At 29.4% G+C, this 25,826-nt stretch carries 27 protein-coding genes and 1 riboswitch; all 27 genes read left to right on the plus strand.

Going from position 1 to position 25,826, the window contains the following annotated elements:
• The gene (locus tag EJL03_RS01075; protein ID WP_125152116.1) at positions 1-768 is read left to right on the plus strand and encodes a CheR family methyltransferase; all 768 of its coding nucleotides are present in this window, start codon (positions 1-3) and stop codon (positions 766-768) included.
• Between the two features lie 12 nt (positions 769-780).
• Entirely contained in the window at positions 781-2,832 is a 2,052-nt protein-coding gene (locus tag EJL03_RS01080) for a chemotaxis protein CheA (RefSeq protein WP_125152117.1), read from the plus strand.
• A 12-nt stretch (positions 2,833-2,844) separates the two neighbouring features.
• Positions 2,845-3,444, plus strand: coding sequence for a chemotaxis protein CheC (locus tag EJL03_RS01085; protein WP_125152118.1), 600 nt, complete (start codon positions 2,845-2,847; stop codon positions 3,442-3,444).
• A 15-nt stretch (positions 3,445-3,459) separates the two neighbouring features.
• Positions 3,460-3,819 carry a response regulator gene (locus tag EJL03_RS01090; protein WP_125152119.1) on the plus strand — a complete coding sequence of 120 codons (360 nt, stop codon included), beginning with the start codon at positions 3,460-3,462 and terminating at the stop codon, positions 3,817-3,819.
• A 154-nt stretch (positions 3,820-3,973) separates the two neighbouring features.
• Positions 3,974-4,378, plus strand: coding sequence for a chemotaxis protein CheW (locus tag EJL03_RS01095; protein WP_164508965.1), 405 nt, complete (start codon positions 3,974-3,976; stop codon positions 4,376-4,378).
• Positions 4,379-4,397: 19 nt separating this feature from the next.
• Complete coding sequence (gene fliM, locus EJL03_RS01100) at positions 4,398-5,393, plus strand: flagellar motor switch protein FliM (protein ID WP_125152121.1); 996 nt, start codon at positions 4,398-4,400, stop codon at positions 5,391-5,393.
• On the plus strand, positions 5,386-6,582 hold the full coding sequence (fliY, locus tag EJL03_RS01105) for a flagellar motor switch phosphatase FliY (protein WP_125152122.1): 1,197 nt from the start codon (positions 5,386-5,388) through the stop codon (positions 6,580-6,582). The genes fliM and fliY overlap by 8 nt, the downstream gene beginning before the upstream one ends.
• A gap of 255 nt (positions 6,583-6,837) precedes the next feature.
• Positions 6,838-7,119 carry a flagellar biosynthesis anti-sigma factor FlgM gene (locus EJL03_RS01110; RefSeq protein ID WP_125152123.1) on the plus strand — a complete coding sequence of 94 codons (282 nt, stop codon included), beginning with the start codon at positions 6,838-6,840 and terminating at the stop codon, positions 7,117-7,119.
• 80 nt (positions 7,120-7,199) lie between these two features.
• A complete protein-coding gene (locus tag EJL03_RS01115; protein WP_125152124.1) occupies positions 7,200-7,607 on the plus strand; it encodes a flagellar protein FlgN in 408 nt (135 codons plus the stop codon).
• Positions 7,608-7,651: 44 nt separating this feature from the next.
• Positions 7,652-9,481, plus strand: a complete 1,830-nt coding sequence (gene flgK, locus EJL03_RS01120) for a flagellar hook-associated protein FlgK (RefSeq protein ID WP_125152125.1) — start codon at positions 7,652-7,654, stop codon at positions 9,479-9,481.
• Positions 9,482-9,496: 15 nt separating this feature from the next.
• On the plus strand, positions 9,497-11,101 hold the full coding sequence (gene flgL / locus EJL03_RS01125; RefSeq protein WP_125152126.1) for a flagellar hook-associated protein FlgL: 1,605 nt from the start codon (positions 9,497-9,499) through the stop codon (positions 11,099-11,101).
• Between the two features lie 21 nt (positions 11,102-11,122).
• Positions 11,123-11,554 (plus strand): flagellar assembly protein FliW, encoded by a 432-nt coding sequence (gene fliW / locus EJL03_RS01130; protein WP_125152127.1) that lies wholly within the window; start codon positions 11,123-11,125, stop codon positions 11,552-11,554.
• The gene (gene csrA, locus EJL03_RS01135; RefSeq protein WP_125152128.1) at positions 11,554-11,769 is read left to right on the plus strand and encodes a carbon storage regulator CsrA; all 216 of its coding nucleotides are present in this window, start codon (positions 11,554-11,556) and stop codon (positions 11,767-11,769) included. The genes fliW and csrA overlap by 1 nt, the downstream gene beginning before the upstream one ends.
• Before the next feature lie 23 nt (positions 11,770-11,792).
• Positions 11,793-12,161: a flagellar protein FlaG gene (locus EJL03_RS01140; RefSeq protein WP_125152129.1), complete on the plus strand. Its 369-nt coding sequence runs from the start codon at positions 11,793-11,795 to the stop codon at positions 12,159-12,161.
• A 19-nt stretch (positions 12,162-12,180) separates the two neighbouring features.
• Positions 12,181-12,480, plus strand: coding sequence for a hypothetical protein (locus tag EJL03_RS01145; protein ID WP_125152130.1), 300 nt, complete (start codon positions 12,181-12,183; stop codon positions 12,478-12,480).
• Between the two features lie 10 nt (positions 12,481-12,490).
• Complete coding sequence (gene fliS / locus EJL03_RS01150) at positions 12,491-12,874, plus strand: flagellar export chaperone FliS (RefSeq protein ID WP_125152131.1); 384 nt, start codon at positions 12,491-12,493, stop codon at positions 12,872-12,874.
• A 26-nt stretch (positions 12,875-12,900) separates the two neighbouring features.
• The gene (fliD, locus tag EJL03_RS01155) at positions 12,901-14,505 is read left to right on the plus strand and encodes a flagellar filament capping protein FliD (protein WP_125152132.1); all 1,605 of its coding nucleotides are present in this window, start codon (positions 12,901-12,903) and stop codon (positions 14,503-14,505) included.
• Between the two features lie 28 nt (positions 14,506-14,533).
• Entirely contained in the window at positions 14,534-14,875 is a 342-nt protein-coding gene (fliT, locus tag EJL03_RS01160) for a flagellar protein FliT (protein ID WP_125152133.1), read from the plus strand.
• A 540-nt stretch (positions 14,876-15,415) separates the two neighbouring features.
• On the plus strand, positions 15,416-16,669 hold the full coding sequence (locus EJL03_RS01165) for a flagellin N-terminal helical domain-containing protein (RefSeq protein WP_125152134.1): 1,254 nt from the start codon (positions 15,416-15,418) through the stop codon (positions 16,667-16,669).
• 417 nt (positions 16,670-17,086) lie between these two features.
• Entirely contained in the window at positions 17,087-17,854 is a 768-nt protein-coding gene (locus EJL03_RS01170) for a response regulator (RefSeq protein WP_125152135.1), read from the plus strand.
• An 84-nt stretch (positions 17,855-17,938) separates the two neighbouring features.
• Entirely contained in the window at positions 17,939-18,310 is a 372-nt protein-coding gene (locus EJL03_RS01175; RefSeq protein ID WP_125152136.1) for a DUF8042 domain-containing protein, read from the plus strand.
• Between the two features lie 25 nt (positions 18,311-18,335).
• Positions 18,336-18,515, plus strand: coding sequence for a YjfB family protein (locus EJL03_RS01180; protein ID WP_125152137.1), 180 nt, complete (start codon positions 18,336-18,338; stop codon positions 18,513-18,515).
• 197 nt (positions 18,516-18,712) lie between these two features.
• Positions 18,713-18,900, plus strand: a riboswitch (cobalamin riboswitch).
• A gap of 157 nt (positions 18,901-19,057) precedes the next feature.
• On the plus strand, positions 19,058-19,777 hold the full coding sequence (locus tag EJL03_RS01185; RefSeq protein ID WP_125152138.1) for a DUF4430 domain-containing protein: 720 nt from the start codon (positions 19,058-19,060) through the stop codon (positions 19,775-19,777).
• A gap of 35 nt (positions 19,778-19,812) precedes the next feature.
• On the plus strand, positions 19,813-22,434 hold the full coding sequence (locus tag EJL03_RS01190) for a cell wall-binding repeat-containing protein (protein WP_125152139.1): 2,622 nt from the start codon (positions 19,813-19,815) through the stop codon (positions 22,432-22,434).
• A gap of 118 nt (positions 22,435-22,552) precedes the next feature.
• On the plus strand, positions 22,553-23,455 hold the full coding sequence (locus EJL03_RS01195) for an energy-coupling factor transporter transmembrane component T (protein WP_125152140.1): 903 nt from the start codon (positions 22,553-22,555) through the stop codon (positions 23,453-23,455).
• Positions 23,446-25,068 carry an ABC transporter ATP-binding protein gene (locus EJL03_RS01200; protein WP_243108586.1) on the plus strand — a complete coding sequence of 541 codons (1,623 nt, stop codon included), beginning with the start codon at positions 23,446-23,448 and terminating at the stop codon, positions 25,066-25,068. Before EJL03_RS01195 ends, EJL03_RS01200 begins: the two co-directional genes overlap by 10 nt.
• Positions 25,069-25,803, plus strand: a complete 735-nt coding sequence (locus tag EJL03_RS01205; protein WP_125152141.1) for an ECF transporter S component — start codon at positions 25,069-25,071, stop codon at positions 25,801-25,803.
• Positions 25,804-25,826: the final 23 nt, after the last annotated feature.

Here is a 25,826-nt window from a genome sequence, read left to right on the forward strand (position 1 = left end):
ATGGACTTAGAATATTTTAAACAATGGGTTTACAAAGAATTTAGAATAAATTTATATGCATATAAGCCTAATCAGCTTCATAGAAGAATATTAAGTTTAATGTCTAGAGTAGGAGTTAAATCTGTAGATGAATATATAAATTTATTAAAAAGAGATGATGGTCAAAGACAAAAGTTTTTAGATTTTATTACAATAAATGTATCTGAATTTTTTAGAAATCCTGAAATATTTGAGGACTTAAGAAATAAAATTAAAATAGAACTTTTGTCTAAAAATAGAAATTTAAAAATATGGAGCGCAGCCTGTTCTATAGGAGCTGAACCATACTCAATTGCAATGATATTAGATGAAATAGCACCTATGGGTAAACACACAATAATTGCTACAGATATAGATAATACAATATTAGAAAAAGCTAAAAAAGGAATCTATAATATTTCTGAAATTAAGAATGTTAAAAAAACACAAATTGATAAATATTTCGAAAAACAGGGAGAGCAATATGTATTAGATAAAAAAATAAAAGACATGGTAACTTTTAAAAAACATGATTTGATTTTGGATAGATATGATATAGGGTTTGACTTAATAATATGTAGAAATGTAGTAATATATTTTAATCAGGATGTAAAAGATGAAATCTACAAGAAATTCGGTGCATCCCTAAAAAAAGATGGACTGCTTTTTGTAGGTGCTACAGAAAGTATATATAATTATAAGGAATTTGGTTTTGATAAATCTTCCACGTTTATATATAGAAAGCTATAAGGAGGGAATAATATGGATACATCACAGTATATGTCAATGTTTTTAGAAGAATCTATGGATAATCTACAAACATTAAATGAGTCATTACTCCAATTAGAACAGGAACCTGATGATGTTGATAAGCTCAATGAAATTTTTAGAGTAGCTCATACAATAAAAGGAATGGCTGCAACCATGGGATTTAATGAAATGGCAGAGCTTACTCATAAAATGGAAGATGTGCTCTCAGAGTTTAGGGATGGGGAACTTAAAGTGACTCAAAAAGTGGTAACAGTACTTTTTAAATGTCTGGATACCCTTGAACAGATGGTAAATAATATATCAGATGGTATAGAAGATGAAATTTCTATAGATGAAATAATAAAAGAATTAGAAACAGTAGCTGAGGCAGAAGAAATAGGGGAAACAGTGGAAAATAAGGCTATTTTACAACAGGAGGAAACTTTAGATAAAAATAATGAGATAAGTAATGTGGATTTAAATGAATATGATATAAATATTATACAACAAGCTGTGGATAGAGGATATTTTGCATATGAAATAAAAATAACTTTAAGTGAAAATACCCTTTTAAAATCCGCAAGAGCCTTTTTGATATTTAAAAACTTAGAGGATTTAGGGGAAATTATAAAATCTATACCAAGTACAGAAGATATAGAAAATGAAAGTTTTGATTTAGAAATTGATTTAATTTATCTTTCTATGAAAAATAAGGAGGACATTTACAACATTTTAACAAATATATCTGAAGTTGAAGAAGTAATTATCGATAATGTAAATGTAAAAGCAGAAAAAGCCAAGAAAGCAGAATTAGATCAAAAGAAAGTTGAAGAAGTAAAAGAAAAGATAATAAAACAAAAAAGTAAAGTAGCTTCCTCAAATAAAGATCAGCATAAAAACAAAAATGTTAAGGATAGAGAACCTGGCCATAGAAAGCAGCATCAGTCTGTAAGAGTAGATCTTGAAAGACTAGATAAGTTTATGAATATGGTTTCAGAGTTGGTTATTCACAGAACAAGACTTGAACAGATAAGTTCTAATTATAAATCAACGGAACTTAATGAGACGCTAGAACAAGTAGCAAGAACTACATCTGATCTTCAAGATTTAGTTATGAAAATTAGAATGCTCCCACTTGATGTAGTGTTTAATAGATTTCCAAGGATGATAAGGGATTTGTCTGTAGAGCTTGAGAAAGATATGGAGCTTATTGTACAAGGTCAAGATACAGAATTAGATAGAACTGTCATTGACGAAATAGGAGAACCATTGATACATCTAATAAGGAATGCGGCAGATCATGGCATTGAACCTAAGGAAGAGAGAATAGCAAAAGGCAAAGATCCTGTAGGAAAAATAAGACTTATTGCTTATCAAGAAGGTACAAAAGCTGTTATAAAGGTTGAGGATGATGGCGCAGGTATCGATGTGGAAAAAGTAAAAACTAAAGCCGAAAAAGTAGGTATAAGTACAGAAGGCATGTCTGATAATGATATTAGAAACTTAATATTTATGCAAGGTTTTAGTACAAATGAACAAGTAACAGATATATCTGGCAGAGGCGTAGGAATGGATGTAGTTAAAACTAAGATAGCATCCTTAGGAGGAACTGTTGAAGTAGCAAGTGAAATGGAGAAAGGGTCAACTTTTATAATAAGACTCCCATTAACACTTCAAATTATACAAGCCTTACTTGTTAAAGTAGGTAGCGAAACTATGGCTATATCCCTTGGATATATTGATAGAGTTATAGACTTTGAAGAAAATATAGTTAAAAGAACTAATAATAAAGAGGTTATAATATATAATGGAAATGTAATACCTCTTGTAAGACTTAATAAGAAGTTAAACCTTTGTGAGTCTGAAGGTGAAAAAAGATATATAGTTATAGTCAAAATAGGGGAAAAGAATGTAGGACTTATGGTAGATTCCTTATTAGGCCAACAAGAGATAGTAATAAAACTTCTTGGGAAAACACTTCAAGGTATGAAAGAGTATATAGGAGCAACTATTCTTGGAGATGGTTTAGTTACCCTAATTCTTGATGTTGCTGCTTTAGTTTAAGGGGGAATATATATGTCATATGAACATCTTACACCTATGCAGATAGATGCGCTTAGAGAAGTTGGAAATATTGGAGCAGGTAATGCAGCTACAGCATTATCCCAACTTTTAAATAAAAAGATAGATATGTCTGTGCCTTCAATAAATGTAGTTCCTTTTGACGAAATTTTCTCCGGAATTGGTGGAGAGGAGATCGTATTTGGAGTATTAGTTAGAGTTTTAGGAGATACTCCAGGGAATATTTTATTTGTGTTTCAAAAAGAAACAGCTATAAATATCATAGAAAGTTTAACTGGTGTTAAGGAAGAATCTATAAGTGAGATGGGTAATTCAGTTATTTCCGAGCTTGGAAATATAATCTCAGCCTCTTATATGAATGCAATTGCAAAATTTGCTAATTTAACTATAATACCATCTGTACCAGCAGTAACTTATGATATGTTAGGTGCAATACTTTCGACAACTTTTATAGAGTCAGGTCAATTTGATGAATATGTACTAGATATTGAAACTGTATTTTTACAGGATAATTCAGAGATTAGTGGGCATTTTTATTATGTGCCAATGCCTGGTTCATTAGAAAAAATACTAAATTCATTAGGAGTAATGTAATGTGGAGGGAAGAAAATGGCTAAAATATTAATTGTTGATGACGCTGCTTTTATGAGAATGATGATAAAAGATATATTAGAAAAAAACGGATTTGAAGTTATAGGAGAGGCAAATAATGGGCTAAAAGCTGTTGAACTTTATAAAAAGGAAAGACCAGATGTGGTTACTATGGATATAACTATGCCAGATATGGATGGAATACAAGCTGTTAAAGAAATAAAAGCTTTGGATCCAACAGCTAAAATAATAATGTGTTCAGCTATGGGACAACAAACAATGGTTATGGATGCAATAAAGGCAGGAGCAAAGGATTTTATTGTTAAACCATTCCAACCAGATAGGGTTCTAGAAGCAATTAAAAAAGTGATTGGTTAGTCTAGAATATTAAAGTCTAATATAGTAAAGAAAGATTAAATTAGTGAAAAATTAAGGGTGAATAGTTAAAAGTTAAGGTAAGATTCCTTTAGTACTACTCACTCTGACTATCACTAATATTTTAAAAGCTTGTAGAAAAGTTGGGGGTGAAATAGTGCAGGTTGTAATTTTTAAATTGGACAAGGAGCAGTTTGCTGTTGAAACTGCAAAAGTTCAAAGTATAAACGATATTATGCAAATAACTAAGGTACCCAATGCACCAGCTCATATAAAAGGACTAATAAATTTAAGAGGTAATGTTATATCTCTTCTAGATATAAATTTACTTTTAGATGTGTCCAAAGAAGAAGATAGTGGGCAAAACAATATAATAATACTTGATATAGAGGAAGAATTAGTAGGAATTACAGTAGATCAGGTAGATGAAGTTTTAGATGTAGAAGAAAGTTTAATTGAAAAAATTGAAGAAGATAAAAAGAAGGCTTATATAAAAGGAGTTATAAACTTTAAAGATAGAGTAGTAACATTAATAGACATAGATAAACTCCTTTCAAACTAGTAAGAAATGAGGGAGATATATGGCAGAAGTTTTATCTCAAGGCGAAATAGATGCCCTTTTATCTGCTCTATCATCAGGTGAGATAACACCGGATGAAATGCCTAAAGAGGAAGAGAAACAAAAGGTAAAGCCTTATGATTTTAGAAGTCCACAAAAATTTTCTAAAGATCATATAAGGACTTTAGAGCTTATACACGATAATTATGCAAGGATTATTTCAAACTATTTAACTGCACAGGTAAGAACTAATGTAAAGGTAAAAATAGAATCTGTTCAACAAATAACTTATGAAGAGTTTATACACTCTATTCCAAATCCTACTATATTAACTATATTTAAAATGCCTCCATTAAGTGGTTCAATTTTATTTGAAACAAATCCTCAGTTTGTTCATGAAGTAATGGATGTGTTACTTGGAGGTACAGGACATGGAAAGTATAAGTTAAGAGAGTTTACTGATATAGATAAAAACATTATAAAACAAGTAAACCAAGGACTCATATCCTGCCTTAAATTAGCATGGGAAGATGTTTTAGAGGTAAACCCAGAAATAGAAGGATTGGAAACAAATCCAGCCTTAAATCAAACACTAGCGCCTAATGAACCAGTGGCTTTAATTACTTTTTCTGTTGAAATGGGTAAAAGTAGTACTTTTATAAATATATGCATACCTTATTTAAGTATAGAAAAAATATTGGATAAGCTAGTAGTTCAATATTGGTTCCAAGAAAATAATGAAGGTGTATTAGAGGAATCAAGAAGAAAATTAAGAGATAGGCTTAATATAGTAAATACTAATGTTGCTGTAGTTTTAGGATCCACTTATATAACTGTTGAAGATTTTCTAAAGCTATCTTCAGGAGATGTAATTACATTGAATGAGAAAGCAAATAGTGTTGTTAAAATTAAAGTAGAAGATGAAATATATGCATATGGTAAACCAGGTAAAATGGGCAAAAATATGGGCGTTCAGGTATTAGATATTATAGATAAGGATGTGGAAAATTATGGATAAGGGTTTTCTTTCGCAAGAAGAAATAGATTCTCTACTAAACGGTGATGGAGATAGTGGCAAAGATACAGCTCCACAAAATGATAACTCAGAAGAGGTTGTAGCTTCTGATGATGAGGTTTTAGAGCAATTAACAGATATAGAGAAAGACCTTTTAGGTGAAATAGGAAATATATCTATGGGTTCTGCATCTACGGCTTTATCAACTATAATAAATCAGAAGGTGAATATAACTACTCCAGTGGTTTCAGTTACTACCTTAAGAAAGTTAAAGGGTACTTTTGAAGTTCCAAATATTGCACTAGAAGTTAAATATACTAGTGGAATAGTAGGGGAAAATTTACTTGTTATGAAAATAACAGATGCAGCAGTGGTTGCAAATCTTATGATGGGTGGAGATGGAAAAATAGAAAGTTCCACCAGCTTATCAGAAATTGAAATAAGTGCAGTATCAGAAGCTATGAATCAGATGATAGGATCAGCTGCTACTTCTATGGCGACAATGTTTTCAAGAGAAGTAAATATTTCTCCACCATTATCAAGAATATGGGATGATTTAACTTCTCCCCTTTCGGATCAATTAAGTGAAGATGAACCAATAGTAAAAGTATCCTTTAGTCTTACAATAGGTGAATTGGTGGATAGTAATATAATGCAACTATTACCTATTGGTACTGCAAGAAAAATAGTAGCTATAATGATGGGGCAAGAAGAACCAATAGATAATAATGTTGAAGAAAAAAATGTCGAAAACAATGCTACTCATAAAGAAGAAAATAAAACAGTAAAAGAGCCCAATAATGATAATAGTAATTACAATGAAGGTTCTAAAAGTTATGAAAAAAATCCTGTTTCTGAAAAACCTATAGAGGTGCATCAAGCTCAGTTCCAAGATTTGAATGCACCAAGGCCAGTGGGAGATATTTTACCAAGAAATATAGATCTTATAATGGATGTGCCACTTGAAATATCCGTTGTACTAGGAAAGACTAAGATGAATATACGGGATATTTTAAATTTAGGAACAGGCTCCTTAATAGAGTTAGATAGATTGGCAGAGGAGCCAGTAGAAATTTTAGTGAATGGTAAAAGGGTAGCTTTTGGGGAAGTAGTTGTAGTAGATGAAAACTTTGGAGTAAGAATAACAAGTATTGTAAGTAATGAAGATAGAATTAAATCTTTAGGTAGATAAAATAACGGCTAATAAAAGCCGTTATTTTTTTATTGTGGGCATACTATACTTTAGTTGATGCTAATAATTAGTTGATAGTATAATAAAAGAAACAAAAAACTATAAACAATTTAAATTTGGTATCGATAATATAAATAACAAATAATATGGAAATATGTAGTATGCATATATCATTAAATTAAATGTAACTTAAAGTATGTTTAAACTTTTACAAAAAAATTACTTTATCACATTGTTACTGAAGGAGTGTATTAAATGAAAGTAAACAGAACAATACCGAGCAAGGTGTTGAGCCTGTATGGAGAGAATAAAAAAAGCATTCAAAGTAAAAAAGTAGGAGAAGTTAAAAGTAAAGATTCCATACAGATTTCTTCTGTAGGAAAGAGCTTAAGTTCCTATTCTATAGAAGATAAATTTATAAATTCAAAAGAAAAATTAGAGAAATTGAAAGAAGCAATAAAAAATGGGACATATAATAGAGATTCAAAGGTCATTGCAAAAAAAATTATAGACTGTATAAAAAAAAGAGAAGATTAAATATTTTACTAAGTAAAAGGGTTAACTTTTTAACTCTTTTCTTTTTAATCTAACTTAAGAAGGTTTTGAGGTGAAAAAAAGTGTACAGAGAATTATCATCTATAATGAAAGAGGAGATTACTTGTTTAGAAAAGCTTTTAAAATGTTTAGAAAGGCAGCATGAATATATAGCAAAAAATGAAGTGTTTAAAATGGAGGCTGTTATAAAGGAAATTGAAGATAGTAATAGGGAAATTGCAAAGTGGGAAATAAAAAGGCGTAAATTAACAAATGGAGAAGCCATGAGTAAAATTGTACAGGTATCTAAGGATGAAAACTTAGAAGAACAATATATGTTTATGAAAAAATTTGTAGAAGAGCTTAAACTTCAGAAAGAATTAAACGAAATGTTAATTAGACAAGGATTAGGATATACTACAAGAATGCTTAAAATACTAAATCCGGATAGAACTGCTAAAACCTATAGCTCTTATGGCAAAATGAGATAAAAGTATATGAGGTTAATTTAAATAAACTTTTGGAGGGTGATAAATTGTCAGGATTATTTGGAACTATAAATACAGGAAAAAGTGGGATATTTGCCAGTCAAAAGGCTATAGATGTAACATCTCACAATATAGCCAATGCAAATACAGATGGGTATTCTAGACAAAGGGCAAAGCTTCAAACAAGAAGACCATTTTGTACTCCTGCCTTTAACAATGCAGTAGGACCCGGACAGATGGGGACAGGGGTAGAGGTATCTGAAATAGAAAGAATAAGAGATGCATTTATAGACTATCAAGTAAGGGTAGAGTTAGGAGTAAATGGAGAGTACTCACAAAGAGAGAAGTTCTTATCAGAATTAGAAAGTATATTTAATGAACCAAGTGATACAGGAATATCTGATATCTTAGGAAATTTTTTTAGCGTATGGCATGATCTTGGTGGTGATGCACAAACATCTAGTACAAGAGCCTTAGTAGCAGAACAAGCCAATGCTTTAGCAGAGGAATTAAATCATAAATATGAACAAATGCAAAAATTAAAAGGAAATGCTCAAGATATTATAAAGCAAAGTGTATTTGATGTTAACTCTATTTTAGATCAAATAAAAAATTTAGATGAGGAAATCGTACAAGTAAGTGCAGCAGGCAATAATCCAAATGATTTACTTGATAAAAGAGATTTACTCTTAGACGAGTTAAGTTCAAAATTTGGTATAAAAATAGATAAAAAAAATTATAATGGCATGGATGTAAGCACAAAGGATGACCCTAATGCTCAGCCTCCAGGAGGATTAAATTTAGTGCAGCATATAAATCCAGAGGATGTAGCAAGATTTGGATTTATATCAAAAATTGAACCAAAAGAGGGGACAAAGCCAGGAGAAGCAGGTACATATACAGTAACTTATTATAAATATGGTGATATGACTTCTGAAAAGAATAAAGTAACATTAGATGTATTAATCGAAGATGATGCAGATCTTAGTAAAGAAGGTGCTATGACTGCAGAACAAAAGGTTAAAAAGTTAGAAGAAGGAAGAGTGCTTTGGACAAACAAAGATGGTTTAGCACTAGACAAAGAAGGAAAGCCTGCACTAGGAGAAGTTGACTTTTCAAACTTAGCGGTATTTACTCCATCAACCGGAGAAATAAAGGGTTATTCTTCAGTTCAACAAGAAATAGATAATAATATAAATCAACTTAATAAGCTTGCTAAAGCTTTAGCTTATGCAGTTAATGCAGTACACAGTCAAAGTGAAAATTCAAAGGAGGATGATTTGCCTTTCTTTGTTAATGGAAATGTAGCAAAATACGATGATAGTAGTAATATGGTTAATTTAGATGATATTTTAAATGGAGAAATAGATATTAATGCAGGAAATATATCTATAAATAAAAGTATTTTAAAAAATCCTATGTTGATTAAGGCTGGAAAAACAGAAGATGGTGGAGAAAATAACGGACTAAGGGCTACGGCAATAGCAGGTCTTAGAGACAAGCTTATGGAAATACAGAGTATACAAGATAAAATGAATAGAGAAGAGTTTATAAATAAACTTTCTGGCGGGTTTATAGAAGGAGAAGGTGGAGTTTTAACATTAAAGGGCAATACAGGAGGCATGAAGGTAGATAATTTTTTTAAAGATACTGTAAATAAATTAGGAATACAAGTACAAGATGCTAGAAGGGTAGTAAAAAATAAATTGGTGGTACTTTCTGGGTTTGAAGAAAGAAGGGCGTCTGTATCTGGTGTATCTATGGACGAGGAAATGGCAAACTTAATTCAATTTCAACATGCCTATCAATCTAATGCAAAGATTATATCCACAGTGGATGAACTTTTAGATGTAGTTGTAAATGGACTTAAAAGATAATTAGGAGGGATTTTAGTGAGAGTAACAAATAGTATGCTATCAAAAAATTTTTTAAGTGATATGCAAACAAATCTTGATAATTTAAGGATTCTTCAAATGCAGTTAACTTCCGGTAAAGAAATAAGAAAACCTTCTGATAATCCTTTTAAAGTATCAAGAGCAATGCAGCTTCATACGGATATAAATACAAATAAACAGTACAATACCAACATCAAAAATACTATAAACTGGCTTGATGAAACAGATACGTCATTGAATCAATTAGGTGAACAGTTTAAAAGAATGAGAGAGCTTCTTGTTTCATCAGGAAATGCGGGTTATGGTAGTGGTGAGAGGGAAAAAATAAAAGATGAGATAAATGAAATAATAGGTCAGATTTCCCAAACACTGAACTCTAGTTTTGATGGAAAATATATCTTTGGAGGAACAAGAAGTACAGCAAAGCCTACGGAAGTTATAAAAGGACCAAAGGTTACTGAGCCTTCCCATGGGTTAGTTTTAGGGGATGAAGTTCCAGGAAAGGCAGAAGCTTTAGGTAAATATTCAGCTAAAGAAAATAAAGATTTTGTAATAAAAATTAATGAAGCTTCAGCAGGGGAAGTGAAAAAAGTAAGTGTAAGTAGAGATGGGGGAAAAACATTTGAAGATCCTATAGAGGTTAAAGATGGTAAAGTAGATATAGGGGATGGATTGACTTTTAAGATAGAAAAATCTGATGGCAATGTGAAAGATACAGAGTATAAATTTATTGCTATAGCTGAGGGGAATTCAAAACTTGTATTTAATAGTAGAGAAGGAAAGCCTTTAAGAGAGGAATCTTTAGCTAAGGTAACAGATATAAATAACTGGAAGGGAAAAGAAATAACTTTTATAGATAGAGATTTATCATCTAAAGAAGTTTTAGAAAATCCTATAAAAATATCAGTAGGGGATGACATATCTGATATAGATAGTTTGGTTAAGAGTTTAAATGATAACATTGAAAAAAGTGATCTTTCAGGTAAAGTAAAGGCTGTAAAAATTATAGATGGAGAAAATAGCAGTGTAAAATTTGTATCAACTGAAAAAAATCATGAAGTGGTTATAGATGGGAATAAATCTAACACTTCTGTAGAAAATGATTTAAATGGCTTAAAAGGAAAAGCTATAGGGAATAATGAATACGAAATGATGGGAGATAGTCTTATAACTGAGGTATCCCAGGGGGTTTATATAGATTATAATGTAGTGGTAACAGATCTTATAAATTTTACTGATGCAAAAGGAAATGAAAAAGATTTAAGAGGCATTTTAGAGGGAATAATAAGGGATATGGACTCAGAAGACTCTTCAGTATCTGTAAAAGATTTAGTAACAGAAGATTTAGCAAATATTGACCATGTAATTGATAATGTATTAAAGCTTAGATCAAAGGTAGGAGCTAAACAAAATAGAATGGAAAGTGCTGAAGAAAAAAATAAAGCAGAAAATTTTGATATGACAGAAATACTTTCAAAAACAGAAGATATAGATTTTACAGAAAAAACTATGGAGATGGCAGTGGCACTATCTGTTTATATGGCGTCACTTCAAACTAGTGCTAGAGTACTTCAACCTACTTTAATGGATTACCTGAGATAATTGTAATTTTGGAGGAAAAAAATGAAAATAAATACAAAGTGCCATGGAGAAATACAGTATAGTGAAGAAGATATAATAACATTTGAAAAAGGTATACCAGCTTTTAATAATTTGACTAAATTCATAGTATTTAAACTACAGCAAAATGAAGTATTTAGTATAATTCACTCCATAGAGGATTTAAGCATTGGAATTCCTGTGATATCCCCATTTGTTATATGTAAGGATTATGAAGTTAAACTTTCAGAAAAATTAATAGAGAGTTTAAAAATAGAAGATGAAAAAGATGTAATGCTTTTAAATACAGTAACTATTAACTCAGATATAAAAAATATAACTTGTAATTTAAGAGCTCCTATTATTATAAATATAAAAGAAAGATTAGGTGAGCAAATAATACTATGTAATGAAAGCTATAACATTAAACACCCAATTTTTCAGGAGGAAGATTAATGTTAGTTGTAGGAAGAAAAAAAGGTGAGTCTATAATAATAGGAGAAAATATAGAAATTACTGTAATAAAAGTAGAGGATGGTAGTGTTAAGCTTGCCATAGAGGCTCCAAGAGAGGTTACTATTTTAAGAAAAGAACTTTATAATCAGGTTGAGGAAGAAAATAAAAACTCAATAAAATTTGATACTTCTATACTAAAAAAAATAAAGCCATAATTAAGTTAAAAGAGGTGTTTTGCATGGATGTAAATGGACTAGGTCAAGGAGGACCAAAAGCCTTTAAAACAAATGATATATCAGTAAAAAATTTTTCAGGTAATAAAATAGCTTTAGATGGAAAAGTAAAAAATGAACATAATGTTTTAACACACAAGGATGATACACTTGAAAAGGACATAAAAGGAGCAGTGGATAAGCTTAATAAGTTACTTGAAGATAAAGATACTTCTATACAGTATGAGGTTTATGGAAAGTTTAGAGATATAACTATAAAGATAGTTAATAATAAAACAAAAGAAGTTATAAAGGAGATACCCCCTAAAAAGATAATAGATATGGTAGATAAGCTTTGTGAACTTGCAGGAATGTTTATGGATGAAAAAGCTTAAATAAGTTGGGGGTGGTTCTTTGGAGTATAAATTAAATAAAATCGATACAGAGTTAAGAAAGAGGATTGAAGATACTACAAAGGAAGGCTTAATCCATAGAAAGAAAGAAATTATAATAAAAAAAGATGGACACAAAAGAGAAAAGGATAAAAGTGAAGATTTTAGAAATAGTCTAAAAAGATATTCTAAGGAAAAGAAAGATAATAAAAAATTTTTTATAGAGGCTTTAAAAGTAGAGAATGTGAAAGTTGAAGCTTTTATAGAAGAAAAGGATAAGCAAAATACTAGTACTGGAAGATTTTTAGACATTAAAAGGTAGGGATGTAAAGATGTATTCAACAAATGCATTTAAAGCATATAAAAATAATAGTGTAAATTATGCATCAAAGGAACAATTGCTTCTTATGATACTTGATGGAGGGGTTAAGTTTTCAAAAATAGCTAGACAGGCAATATTAGATAAGGATATAACAAAGGCTCATGAAAATATAGTTAAAACAGAAAATATATTTTATGAACTTATGGCTACACTTGATGTATCTCAAGGTGGAGATTGGGCACCAAATCTTATGAGTATATATGAATTTATTATAAATAGATTAGTTGAAGCTAACTTAAAAAAAGATGCAGCTATTATGGATGAGATTATTCCCCTTATAGAAGAAGTAAGAGAAACTTGGCATGAAGCCTATAAATTATCTATAAAAAGATAATGAAATAATGGAAGGGAGCTTTAAAAATGGGTGATTCAATTAGTGGTTTAACTGGTACTGGCGGCGGAAATATGATGAGAGTAATAGGTATGGCTAGTGGACTTGATATAGATGGTATGGTAAAAAAAATGCTTTTAGCGGATCAAACTAAAATAAATAAAGTAAAACAAGATAAACAGATAATTTCATGGAAACAGGAATTTTATCAAGATATAATTAAGGATGTAAAGGAATTACAAAATAAATATTTTAGTGCTACCAGTGAAGATAGCTTAATTTCTTCAAAAAATTATTCGGATTTTAAAATAGAAAGTTCTGATAAAACTGTGGCTACGGCTACAGCAACTGGTGCAGTTGTTGAAGGAAATTATAACATTGAGGTGTTACAGTTAGCTAAAGGAGCCGCCTATGATTGTGATATTAAAGGAACTATGGATACAAAATTATCTAAAGAAGGTACAATCACAATAAAACAAGGTGAAAAGACCGCTAAAATTAATTATAATGAGGGAGATAGTATTAAAGATTTAGTAAATAATATAAAAAACTCTAAATGGGAGGATGGCACAGCAGTAGGAAATGATTTAAAAGTGTCTTATAGTGAACTTACTGAAAAATTTACTATTGAAACTAAAAAAACTGGAGAGGATATTGATTTACAGATTAATGGATTAGATTTTAAGGAAAAACATAAGTCACAAAGTGCTGAATTTAATATAACAGCACCAGATGGAAGCTTAGTTAAAGGGATAAAAAAGGATAAAAATAATTTTTCTATAGATGGTATAAATTACAATTTAATCTGTGAAGGAAACACAAGTTTAACAATTGCTAAAGATGTGGATAAAACTTTTGATAGAATTAAAGGCTTTATAGATAAATATAATGGATTATTGGAAAACATAAATGGTAAATTATCAGAGAAAAAAAATTATAGCTATAAGCCGCTTACAGAAGAGCAAAAAAAGGAAATGAAAGATGATGAAATAAAAGTCTGGGAAGAAAAGGCTAAAAAAGGCATACTTAGAAATGATGATAGATTACAGAAAATGTTAAGTGAGTTAAGAGGATGCTTTTTTCAAGAAGTTCCAGATGCAGGTATATCTTTTGGAAGAACAGATATGGGGCTAGATACAGCGGATTCATCAAAGGATATAAAAAAATCTGGACAAATAGTTTTTACAGCAAATGGAGAAGAAAAATTAAAGGAAGCTTTAAGAGAAAAACCAGAAGAAGTTATGAAATTATTTAATACAAGCTATAAATTAACAGATGAGGATAAAAAATTATTAAAAGAAGAACAAAAAAAGAAAGTTTATAATAATTCAGGTATATCTCAGAGAATAAATAATATATTAAAGGATTATGTAGGTCTTGCAGGAACTACATTAAATAACTCTATACTAACTGAATTTGCAAATAAGCAGGAAGATTATAGTTTAAAGGGTAGTGGAGGGGCAAATAATCTTCCAGACCAAATGTATAGAAAAGATATTTTAATTAAAGAATTAAATACTAAGATGAAAAAAAGGGAAAATACTTTGTATAATCAATTTTCAAGACTTGAGGTAATAATGAATAAATATAACTCTCAAGCAGGATGGCTTGCTCAACAGTTTGGAGGGCAATAACTTTAACTTTAAGGTAAGGAGAAGTTAAATGTGCAAATTAGAAAAATATTTAAATACTTTTAAATTAGCCACTATAGATATGATAGAAACTATTGAAAATGAGGACTATAATAGTTTAGAAAGTTTAATGGAGAAAAGGGAAAATATAATAGATAAAATAGATAAACTATTCTATAAAAAAGAGGACTTTATTAAAATATGTAATGAAATTGAACTTTTAAAATGGGATAAATTGTTAAATGATGCTATGGTGGAAAAAAAACAACAGATAAAAAAAGAAATAGCTAAGGTTAATATAAATAGGAATGCTACTAATAACTATAATAAAAAATTTTATAGAAATAGTGTAATATTTAGTAAAAAAATATAAGTTATATTAGTATAATAATGTATTTTGTAAAATATCCTTGAATTTCTATAAAAGTAATTATATAATAAAATTAGGAGCAAATACTTAGTAAGTTATTTTATCTTACTAAAACTCTGCATCAAAATTTAATCCCACAAGCTCCTAAAGTGTATTTTGCTTTAGGAGCACCCCTGATAATTCTAGAGGCAATGAGCCTCTTTTTATTTTATAAAAGTTTTTTAAAGGTTATAAAGTAAAAATAAATTATCTCGATAAAAGAAGTGTAAGTATAAAGGTAACTTTATAAAATAAATACAAAAGTTAATGACTAAAGGTATAAAGTAAATAAAAGTACTTACGATAAATTTAATGTAATTTAAGAAAAATATGGTATAATACATACCATATGCTTAAACCAAGTGGCCATAGGTTTAAGAGTAAATAAAATATCACACACATTATACCAAAGATAAAATTAAAAGTTTAAAATGTTAGTTAGTCAAAAGACTTTCTATAAAAAGCACAGGGAAGTGCAGATTAAAAATCAAGGAGGAATTTATTATGATTATTAACCACAATATGAATGCTATGAATTCACACAGACAGATGGGAATTAATGTAGGTAATGCAGGAAAGGCAATGGAAAAACTTTCTTCAGGTTTAAGAATAAATAGAGCTGGGGATGACGCTGCAGGTCTTGCAATTTCAGAAAAAATGAGAGGACAGATAAGAGGACTTGATCAGGCATCAAGAAATGCTCAAGATGGTATTTCACTAATTCAAACAGCTGAAGGTGCTTTAAATGAAACTCACTCAATTCTTCAAAGAATGAGAGAACTTGCTGTACAATCATCAAATGATACTAATGTTAAGGTAGATAGAGCGGCAATACAAGACGAAATGAATGCTTTAACAGAAGAAATAGATAGAATATCAAGGGATACAGAATTTAATACTCAAAGCCTTTTAAACGGTTCATTTAAGGGAAAATTCCAAATAGGAGCTAATGAAAATCAAGTTATAGATATATCAATAAACAAAATGGATTCTAGTAGTTTAGGATTAACTTCTACATCAACAAAGGTGGAAGAATTAGCTGGAACACCAGCAGGTACAGGATTCAAAGGAGATGGAAAATATACAGTAAAAGGTACAGATGTATTAAATGAAAAGGGTGAAATAGTAGGTAAGGTATCAGGTAAGGATATAACTTTAGGCGATGCTACTAACAATATAAAGATTACTTCTAAGGAAGACATCAAGGATGGAATAGAATTTACACTAAAGGGTAAAGATGCAACAATAAAACATTCAGGCGATTTGTCAGATAAGGGTAAAGAATTAGCAGCAGGTAACTATGAAATAAAAGGCGACGTAGTTTTAAGAGATGGAAAAGAAGTAGGAACATTTGATGGAACTGGTAAAGAAATTACAATAGGGGAAACAAAAGTTAAAGCTGCAGATTTAGGATTAACTGAAGATTTAGCAGATGGAGCTAAATTTTCTATTAATGGAGCAGATATATCAAGTGCTGATAAAGCTACCGGATCAATAAAAACAATAAATACTGCAATAGAAACTGTTTCCACTCAAAGATCTAAATTGGGAGCTGTTCAAAATAGATTAGAACATACAATAAACAATTTAAATACTTCATCTGAAAACTTACAGGCAGCTGAATCAAGAGTTAGAGACGTAGATATGGCAAAAGAGATGATGACATTTAGTAAAAATAACATATTACAACAAGCTGCCCAGGCAATGCTTGCACAGGCTAATCAGCAGCCACAGGGAGTATTACAGTTATTAAGATAAGCAGCGAAATAGTTTTAGTGGTTTTCTAAAATTTCGTGTGTGGCTTACTCCTTAGACGAAGGAAAAGGAGTTACTACAGTGTGGAAAAAGTTTTAGTGTTTTTCTAATTTTAAGATGTATGTTTATAATTATAAAAAGGAGTTAGATATATTCTGACTCCTTTTTGTGTATTTTAATATCTTACAAATTTAAAAATCAGTAACAGAAGAAGTTATATGGAAGCTTAATATTGCTTTAAACATAATTTACTCATTCCCTATTTATCATGACAATATTAAAAATGATAATTTTAAGAAATATATAGATACAGAATTTATTAAGTAGAAATTAATATTTTTATTAAATATTATCTAATAATTACCGATAATATAGTAAATATTTCTAGTCAAAATATTAAAAAGATTGGGGAGATTTACTATGTACACAATACTTCATATAGAACAAAGTGAGTTTTTTTGTAATATAGTAGAGGATGCAGTAAGAGATAAAGGTTATCAATATATGTATACTGATAGTTTTGAAAAAGCCTATAGTATATTAAAAAGATTTTATGTGGATTTAATAATAACATCCTTATCTGCTAAAGATGGAACTATTGAGGAATTTTTGGTAAAGGTAAATAAAAATATTAAAGATAGAGGTCCAATTTTTGCATTAACAGGGGATAGTTTAGATAATAGAAAGAAAAGAATAATTGATTTAGGGGTAAGTGATTACATATTAAAGAGTAATATAAATGAGGAAATATGCAGTCGTATGGAAGATGTATTAAAAGAGAAGGATGATATGAAATATTTTAAAGAGGTAAAAATGGCAATTGTAGAGGATAATTTTATCGAAAGAGATGTGGAAGAAAGACTTTTAAACAGATATGGTATATATAATATAGACTATTATAAGTCTGGAAAAGATCTTTTAAAAAGCAAAATTATATATGATGTATATTTAGTGGATATAGTTTTAAAAGATGAGTTTGGAACAAATGTTATAAGAAACATAAGAGAAAGGGAAAAGGATGCCTTAGTTATAGCGGTAACTTCTTTAAATAATCCTAAGACCTTAGCTAGCGTTTTAAATTCAGGGGCAGATGATTATATTATAAAGCCTTTAGATGAAAATTTGTTTATGGCAAAACTAAAATCAAATATAAGAAACTATATGTATTGTAGAAAATTAGCTCTTTAAAAATATAATTAGGTGTAAAGTTTATAGCATACTATACGATAACGATTTAGATTATATAACCTACAAAAGGAATGATTAAACTGTATGAATAATTACATTAGTTCAATTAAGAATATTTCAAGTGTTTCTCTTACACTTAAAAATGGTATAGAGTATATAAAAAAGAATATATGTGTAGATACCTATGATGAAGATATAGAAAAACTTATAGAGGATAGTGAATCAGCTTTAAATACTATAGATAAAGTACTAACTCCACTATATAGTAAAATACATAGTGGTAGTAATTTAAAAAATTATACCAAAAGATTAAAAACTATATTTAAGAAAATGAAAGAAGAATTTTATTGTGGAAATATTGATAAATGTATTATTTTAAATAAAGAATCCTCTGATGAATATACTAAGTGGAAAAAGGCTTTTGATAATACTTTGGGAAAATATACTATTTCTTAAATTTTTATAGGAGAAGAGGGGTAAAATGGATATAGCAGCATTATCTATGACAATGAATCAAAATAATCTTAAGGAAGCTGCAAGTATTGCAGTTATGAAAATGGCTATGAATGTAGGCAGTGAAAACAACTCACAGTTGATGGAGTTGATGAACAATTTGTCTTTAGATCCAAATTTAGGAACACACATAGATATTAAGGCATAGAAAAAAGCCAAGAAACTCTTGGCTTTTTTTATTTTGAAAAATATAAGAAAAAGAATTGAGTGTAATGAGTAAAAATGAGTAAAAATGATTAAAAATGTAGTATGACGGAGAAAAAATGTATAAATTTTAAACATATTGTAAATTATATATTGACTTTTCAAATTTACAGATATATACTAGAAAGGAAATGAAGACAAAAATTAAATATTTTATTAGGTGCTTTTACCTTTATGGGTAAAAGTTAAGAGGGAAAGTGGATAAGCCACTGCAGCCCGCCGCTACTGTAAGGATGATGAAACCTTATATGCCACTGGATTAATATCTGGGAAGGTAAGGGAGTAAAAAGAATCCAAGCCAGGAAACCTGCCTAATATTTGTTGATTTCTTTCGGAGGGGAAGATATACACTTAGATAGTAGTTATTTGTTATGGCAAATTCTATTTCTTTTGTTTGTATTTAAAGAACCCTTATGGGTTCTTTTTTATGTATATTTTTAAATTTAATTTATTTTACCTCCGAAATTTTGAGAGGAGGTGTATCATATGAAGAAATTCAAAAAAATCTTGCCAATTTTAATACTAGTCATAATGAGCATTTCTATAGTAGGTTGCAAAAATAAAGAAAATTCGGATAAAAATTTGACGAAACCTACTAGTATAGTATCAAAAAATCAACAAAAAAATGAGAGTAAAAAGGAAAGTGAGAAAAATTCTAGTGTAAAAAAAGATAATAAATCTCTAAAAAAAAGAGATAAAGAAAATAAAAATAAATCCACTGTAAATAGTAAAGAAAAGGATATCAAAAAAGAAAGCAGTAGTAAGAGCGTAAATGTAAATAAAACAAAGAAAGTTACAGCCAGTAAAGCTTTGGAAACTAAAAAAGATAATAAAACCTTTACTTTAGTTGTGGGGAAAAACATAAAAGGATATACAGGAAAATCTCAGGAAATTATTTTAAAAAAGAGAATAGATATTTCAGAAAATAAAAGTGCTATGACCTATTTAAGAGAAAATTTGGATTTAAGAGATGAAGGTGGTTTTATTTATGAAATAAACGGTGTACATAATTTGTATCCCATACCTATGTCACAAAAAACTGAGCAGCAAAAAAAATTAAAAATAATGGGGATAGATTGGTTTATATATATAAATGGTAAAAAAGCATCTGTAGGGGCTAATGATTTATATCCAAAGTCAGGAGATGAAATATTATTAGATTATCATGAATGGGATAAAAGAGAATTAGTAAAAGATAGCTTTTAAATACAATAGATTAATTATTGGAAAGGGAGAAAGTTATGAAGAAAAGATTGTTAAGTAAAATAGCTATAGCAATACTTACTGTAACTTCTATTATAACTACACATGGAAGTGATATTAAAGCAAAGGTTAAAAATAATAGAATATATGGACAAGATAGATTAGAAACGTCAGTAAAAATAAGTAAAAGTGGATGGAAAAATGGCTCACATGTGGTAGTAATAGCTCAAGGTTATGATTATGCAGATGCACTTTGTTGTGCTCCTCTTGCAAAAAAATATAATGCACCTATACTTTTAACTAAAACAGCTAAATTAAGTGATAATACGCTAAATGAAATCGAAAGATTAAAAGCTAAAAAAGTGTTTATTATAGGAGGACCTAAAGTAGTATCAGAAGAGGTTAATAAACAACTAAAGAGCGTAAATATAAATGAAATTCAACGTGTTTATGGTGCTACAAGGTATGAAACTTCTTTGGAAATTGCAAAATGCATGGGAGATACAAAGGAAGTTTTTCTTACATCAGGTAATGGATATGGTGATAGTTTATCCATAGCCTCTATTGCAGCAAAAAAAGGGGCGCCAATATTATTTTCAGATAAGAAAACCGTTAAGGATTCTATAAAACAGTATATAGATAATAAAAAAGCTTATGTTATAGGTGGTAATGGGGTTATTGCAGAGGATGTAGTAAAATCTTTAAAAGGTTCTGAAAGAGTATGGGGAAAGGATAGATTTGAAACAAATAAAAATGTATTAGAAAAGTTTAAAAAGGATATAAGTTTTGAAAACCTATACCTAGTTTTAGCTGCGGGACCAAATAGAAATGAGTTTGCAGATGCTCTTTCTTGTTCAGCATTAGCAGGTCACAAGGCTTCGCCCATAATTTTAACTTATAAAGATATAAAACCTTCCTTAGAAAGTTTTATTAAAAACAATTTACTTTCTATAAGTAGTGTAACTGCTATTGGTGGTGAGGCAAATGTACCTAGTAAAATATTAGATAAACTTAATGTAAAATTTGATTTTATAAATATAAGCAATGACAATACAGTTTATGGGGAAGAAAAAAATACTAAAACTATAAATGGTGATTTAGCTGTAAATTCTAATAAAGTAACGCTACAGAATTTGAATGTTTTGGGAGTTCTTACAGTAAATCCAGGAGAAAAGGGATCAGTAGATATTAAAAATGTAACTGCAAATACTGTAATTGTAAAGTCTGGAGATGTGGATAGTATTCATTTTTACAACTCTAAGATTAGAAATTTGATAATAGATAGTAGTAGTAATGTAAGAGTTAAACTTTTAGAAAATAGTATTATAGATAATACAAATGTATTAAGTGCTTCCCTTTTAGAAAACACTAAAGGAAGTTTTGGAAATGTTTTAGTTGAGGATATGAACTCTAAAAAACCCAATAATAAAGTAGATTTTATAGGAGCGTTTGAAAAGCCTATAGACATTATAGGTAAAACTGAGGCTAGATTTAAAGGAACTTTTAGTGAGATAAAGATAGGTAACCAGTCAAAAATTGATATATGTAAGGAATCAAAGGTTGAAAAAATTAGTGCCAATGCTAAATGTGATATAAAAGTTTTTCAGGGTGCTGAGGTAAAAAAAGTAGAAAAGGGAATAGAAGATGTTTCAATATATGGAAAAGTTTTGGATGTAGTTAATTCAAATACATCTAACTCTTCGGGAAGTAGTAATAATAATCTTAAACCAAATTCTGATGAGGTTTGCATATTAGTATTAAAAGACAATGGAAGTTCAACTTTAATAAGTAAAAATTTGAAAATAGAGAAGGATAAAAATGCCTTAGATTATTTAAAATCTGTGGCTAAGATTTCTGAAAGTGATGGGTTTATAGATTCTATAGAAGGGCTTTCTAGTGTTACAAATTCAAGTCTTACTTTAGAGGAAAGAAAAAAAGGTGTTCTTGGTATAGATTGGTTTATATATATAAATGGAAAAAAATCATCCAAAGGGGTTAAAGAAATATATCCTACAGGTGGAGATAGTATAAAATTTGTCTATGAAAAATGGGATTGGAAATCTTTAGTGGATGAATCTGATAGGGATAAAATGCCTATAAAAATACAAAGTGTGCCTTCAGATATTAAAGCAGGTGAAAAGTTTAAGATAAGGGCTACTTGTATTAATAGAGGTGTATACAATGCAGTAGTTAAAGTAAATGGAGAAAAGGTAGCTACAACAGATATAGATGGTTATGCCACTATAGAGATTAATTCATCTGGTAAACACAGTATAAGTGTAGAAAAGGATGGAGGAACAGAAAAAGTTACAGTAAATGTTAAATCTAGTGGATCAGGAGGTAGTGGATCTGGTGGTAGTTCTTCTGAAGGTGGAGATGGTGAGGACTCCTTTAAAGAACTTAAAAAGTTTGATGGATATATAATCCTTAAAGTACTAAAAAACAAAGATAATAAAATAAAATTGGAATTAACAAGTAATATAAATGAAGAAGTTACAATAACACTATTTGATAAAAATAATAGTTTATGTTATATAGGACAAGGTATTTTGAAAGACGGGAAGTATATTTTTAATACAGTTTTAGATAAAGGTAAGTACTATGGAGTTTATAGAGGGAAAAATGGTGAAAAAATTGAAGTGCAATTTGAAATAGCTTAAAGATGGCAGTTCTTAAGAATTGAAATTTTTGTTAATATCAACCCTTAACGGAAAAGTTTAAATATAATTAATCTTAAGAACTGTCCTTTAATAAAGAGGACCCAAAGGAAGTGATTTTATGCTTACTTATAAAAATAGAAATACTTTTCTGCAAAAGCTACATCCAGTAACTGGGGTATTCCTTGTGGTAATGTATCTTATTTTATTTTTAAAAATTAACAATCCAATATATTTATTTTTAATTTTAATAAGCTTAGTCTGTCTTTCCTGTATGGATGATTCTTTAAAGGATTTGCTTTCCTATGGAAAGCTTGTAATACCTATTACTATAATGATAGTCATATTAAATCCTCTTATAGTACATACGGGCAATACAGTAATTTATCAAGGAAGGATAAATTATCCGGTAATTGGCGCTATTAGAATTACTTTAGAAGCTGTACTTTATGGAGTTTTTAGTGGAATTAGGGTAGTATGTATAACCCTTGCTTTTGGTCTTGGAAATTTGATAATCCATCCTGATAGAGCTTTTGGTTTTTTTTCTAAGATTTTAAAAAATTCCTCTTTACTTATGAGTATGACCATTAGACTTTTTCCTACTATGATGACCTCTTATGAAAATATAGTGAATGTTGAAAAGCTTAGAGGCAATAAACTTTTTCATAAAAATATGAAAAAAACTGTAGCTAGTAGTGGAAATATAGTTAATATATTATTTATATCTAGTCTTGAAGATTCTTCTGATATGGCAGAATCTATGTACTCAAGAGGATATGGAGCTTATAAAAAAAGAAGTTCTTATTTTCATGAAGTATTTAGAGCATGGGATTTAGTAATTCTTATAGCAATTATAATATGTTTTGTATATTTTAAATATTTTGAATTTAAGGGTTTTAATGTGTTGAGTTTTTACCCTAAAGTAGATAATCCTATTAAGCTTTTATCAAAGGAAGGATTTATACTTTGTGTAGTTATGTTTATTCCCACATTGGTAAATTGGGGGTGGAAAAGGTGGAAATAATAAATATAGATAATGTAACATTTAATTATCCAGAAAGTAATAAAAGTGCTTTAGAAAATATTAATCTTAAGATAAAAGAAGGAGAATTTGTTTTAATTGTTGGACCTTCTGGATGTGGCAAGTCTACCCTTATAAGGCTATTAAATAAAATAGTTCCTGATTATTATGGAGGAACTTTGAAAGGTGAAGTATATATTAATGGTAAAAATATAGATTACTTAAATAAAAGTGACATAGTAAAAACCGTTGGAATGGTGTACCAGCATCCTGAAAAACAAATCATTCTTCAAGATGTGGAAAGAGAAATAGCCTTTGGTCTTGAAAATTTCAATACAGATATTAATGTAATGAAAAGAAACGTAGCAGAAGTTATTTCCCTTCTTGCGTTAAATGACATTAAGGATAAACAGACAAATGAGATATCTGGAGGTCAAAAGCAAAGGGTGGCAATAGCCTCTGTGGTTTCTATGGATCCCGATATTATACTATTTGATGAGCCTATATCACAGCTTGATCCAATAGCCTCAGAAGAAGTTTTAAATTCTATAAAAAGGCTTAATAGGGATATGGGGAAGACCATAGTTTTAGTGGAGCAAAGGTTAGATAAGTGTTTCCATATGGCAGATAGAGTTATATTTATGGAGAATGGGAAAATTTTAGGAGAAGGTACACCTTATAATATTCCTCAAAATATAAATAAAAAATATCATCTTCCTAATATATCTTATGTTTTTAAAAAGGCTGGTAAGGATATAATCCCTGTAACTGTAAAGGAAGGAAGAGAGGCTATAAATTCTATAAAATTTAATAAATCACATATAGACAAAAGACAACGTTCTTTAGGCAAATGTGTTATGGAAGTAAGTAAACTAAGTTTTGAATATGAAAGAGGAAGCAAAACTTTAAACAATATAAACTTCAAGCTTAATGAGGGTGAAATACTCGCGGTTATGGGGGAAAATGGAGCAGGAAAAAGTACATTGTTTAAAATAATTTGTGGACTTATAGATAACTATAAAGGTAAGGTTTTTATAGAAGGTGAAAATTTTAAAAAGTTTACCATGGATAAAAGGATAAAGAAAATAGGGTATCTTTCTCAAAATCCTAATAATTATTTTGGAAGAAAAACAGTTATGGAAGAGGTTTCATATACCCTTAAAAATATTTCAGAGTATGATGAAAAAAGAGTTTTAAAGGTCTTAAAAACTTTAGATTTAATTCATTTAAAAGATAGAAATCCTAGGGATTTAAGTGGTGGGGAAAAGCAAAGAACAGCTATTGCCTGTACTTTAATTACAGATCCAGATATTTTAATATTAGATGAACCTACTAGAGGAATGGATTCAGTAGCAAAAGAGAAGCTTGGAAGCATAATAAAAGAATTATCTAAAAAAGGTAAGGCTATAGTTTTAATAACCCACGATGCAGATTTTGCTGGAGATTATGTTGACTCTGTGATGCTAATGTTTGCTGGAGAAATTGTAGCAAATGGAAAAGGAGATGAAATCCTTTGGAATTCCATTTATTATTCACCACAAATTGCAAAAGTTTTTAAGAAAAAATGCAAAGTCATAAGATCTAAAGATGCTATAGAGCTTTTAAGGGTGATGTAAATGAGAGGAAAATTTAAACTAGGTCCCTTAATAATACTTTCTTATATAGTTACTTTAATTATAATTACATATTTAGAAGTTGGTATGGAAGATGGGGTGCAAATTTCAGCTGTGTTTATAATAATTACAATTATTATTTTGTTTGAAAATAGGGAAATGAATTCTCGAACTATGGCAGCTTTAGCTACATTATCTGCACTAGCAGGGGTTTTAAGAGTACCTTTTGCAGCTATACCTGGATTTCAGCCTGTTACTTTTATATGTGCAGTAACTGGGTATACATTAGGACCAGTAAATGGATTTATGGTAGGCTCTATGAGTGCCTTTATTTCTAATTTTTTCTTAGGACATGGTCCCTGGACACTATGGCAAATGATGGGATGGGGACTTTGTGGAGTATTTTTTGGGGTGTTTAAAAAGGGAATAGAAAAAATGGGAATAAAATCTTTTATTATATTATGTGGACTCTTTGGATATATCTATGGATTTATATTAAATCAATGGTATGTATTGGAGTTTATGAGACCAGTTACATTAAAGGTTATAATCATGGGAAGTATTATGAGTTTTTCCCATGATACATGTCATGCCGTAGGTAATATAATATTTGCAAGTATATTTGGTAAAACCTTTATACATGCTCTTGAAAGGTATAATAGAAAAAATAAAATAATTAGAATAAAAAATGATATATGTAATGAAAAAAACTACAAAGAATCTAGTAAGGCATTATAAGTTAAAAATTATAGATTATGTTT

This window comes from Clostridium rectalis, from assembly GCF_900626095.1.
Lineage (GTDB): Bacteria > Bacillota > Clostridia > Clostridiales > Clostridiaceae > Clostridium_AS > Clostridium_AS rectalis.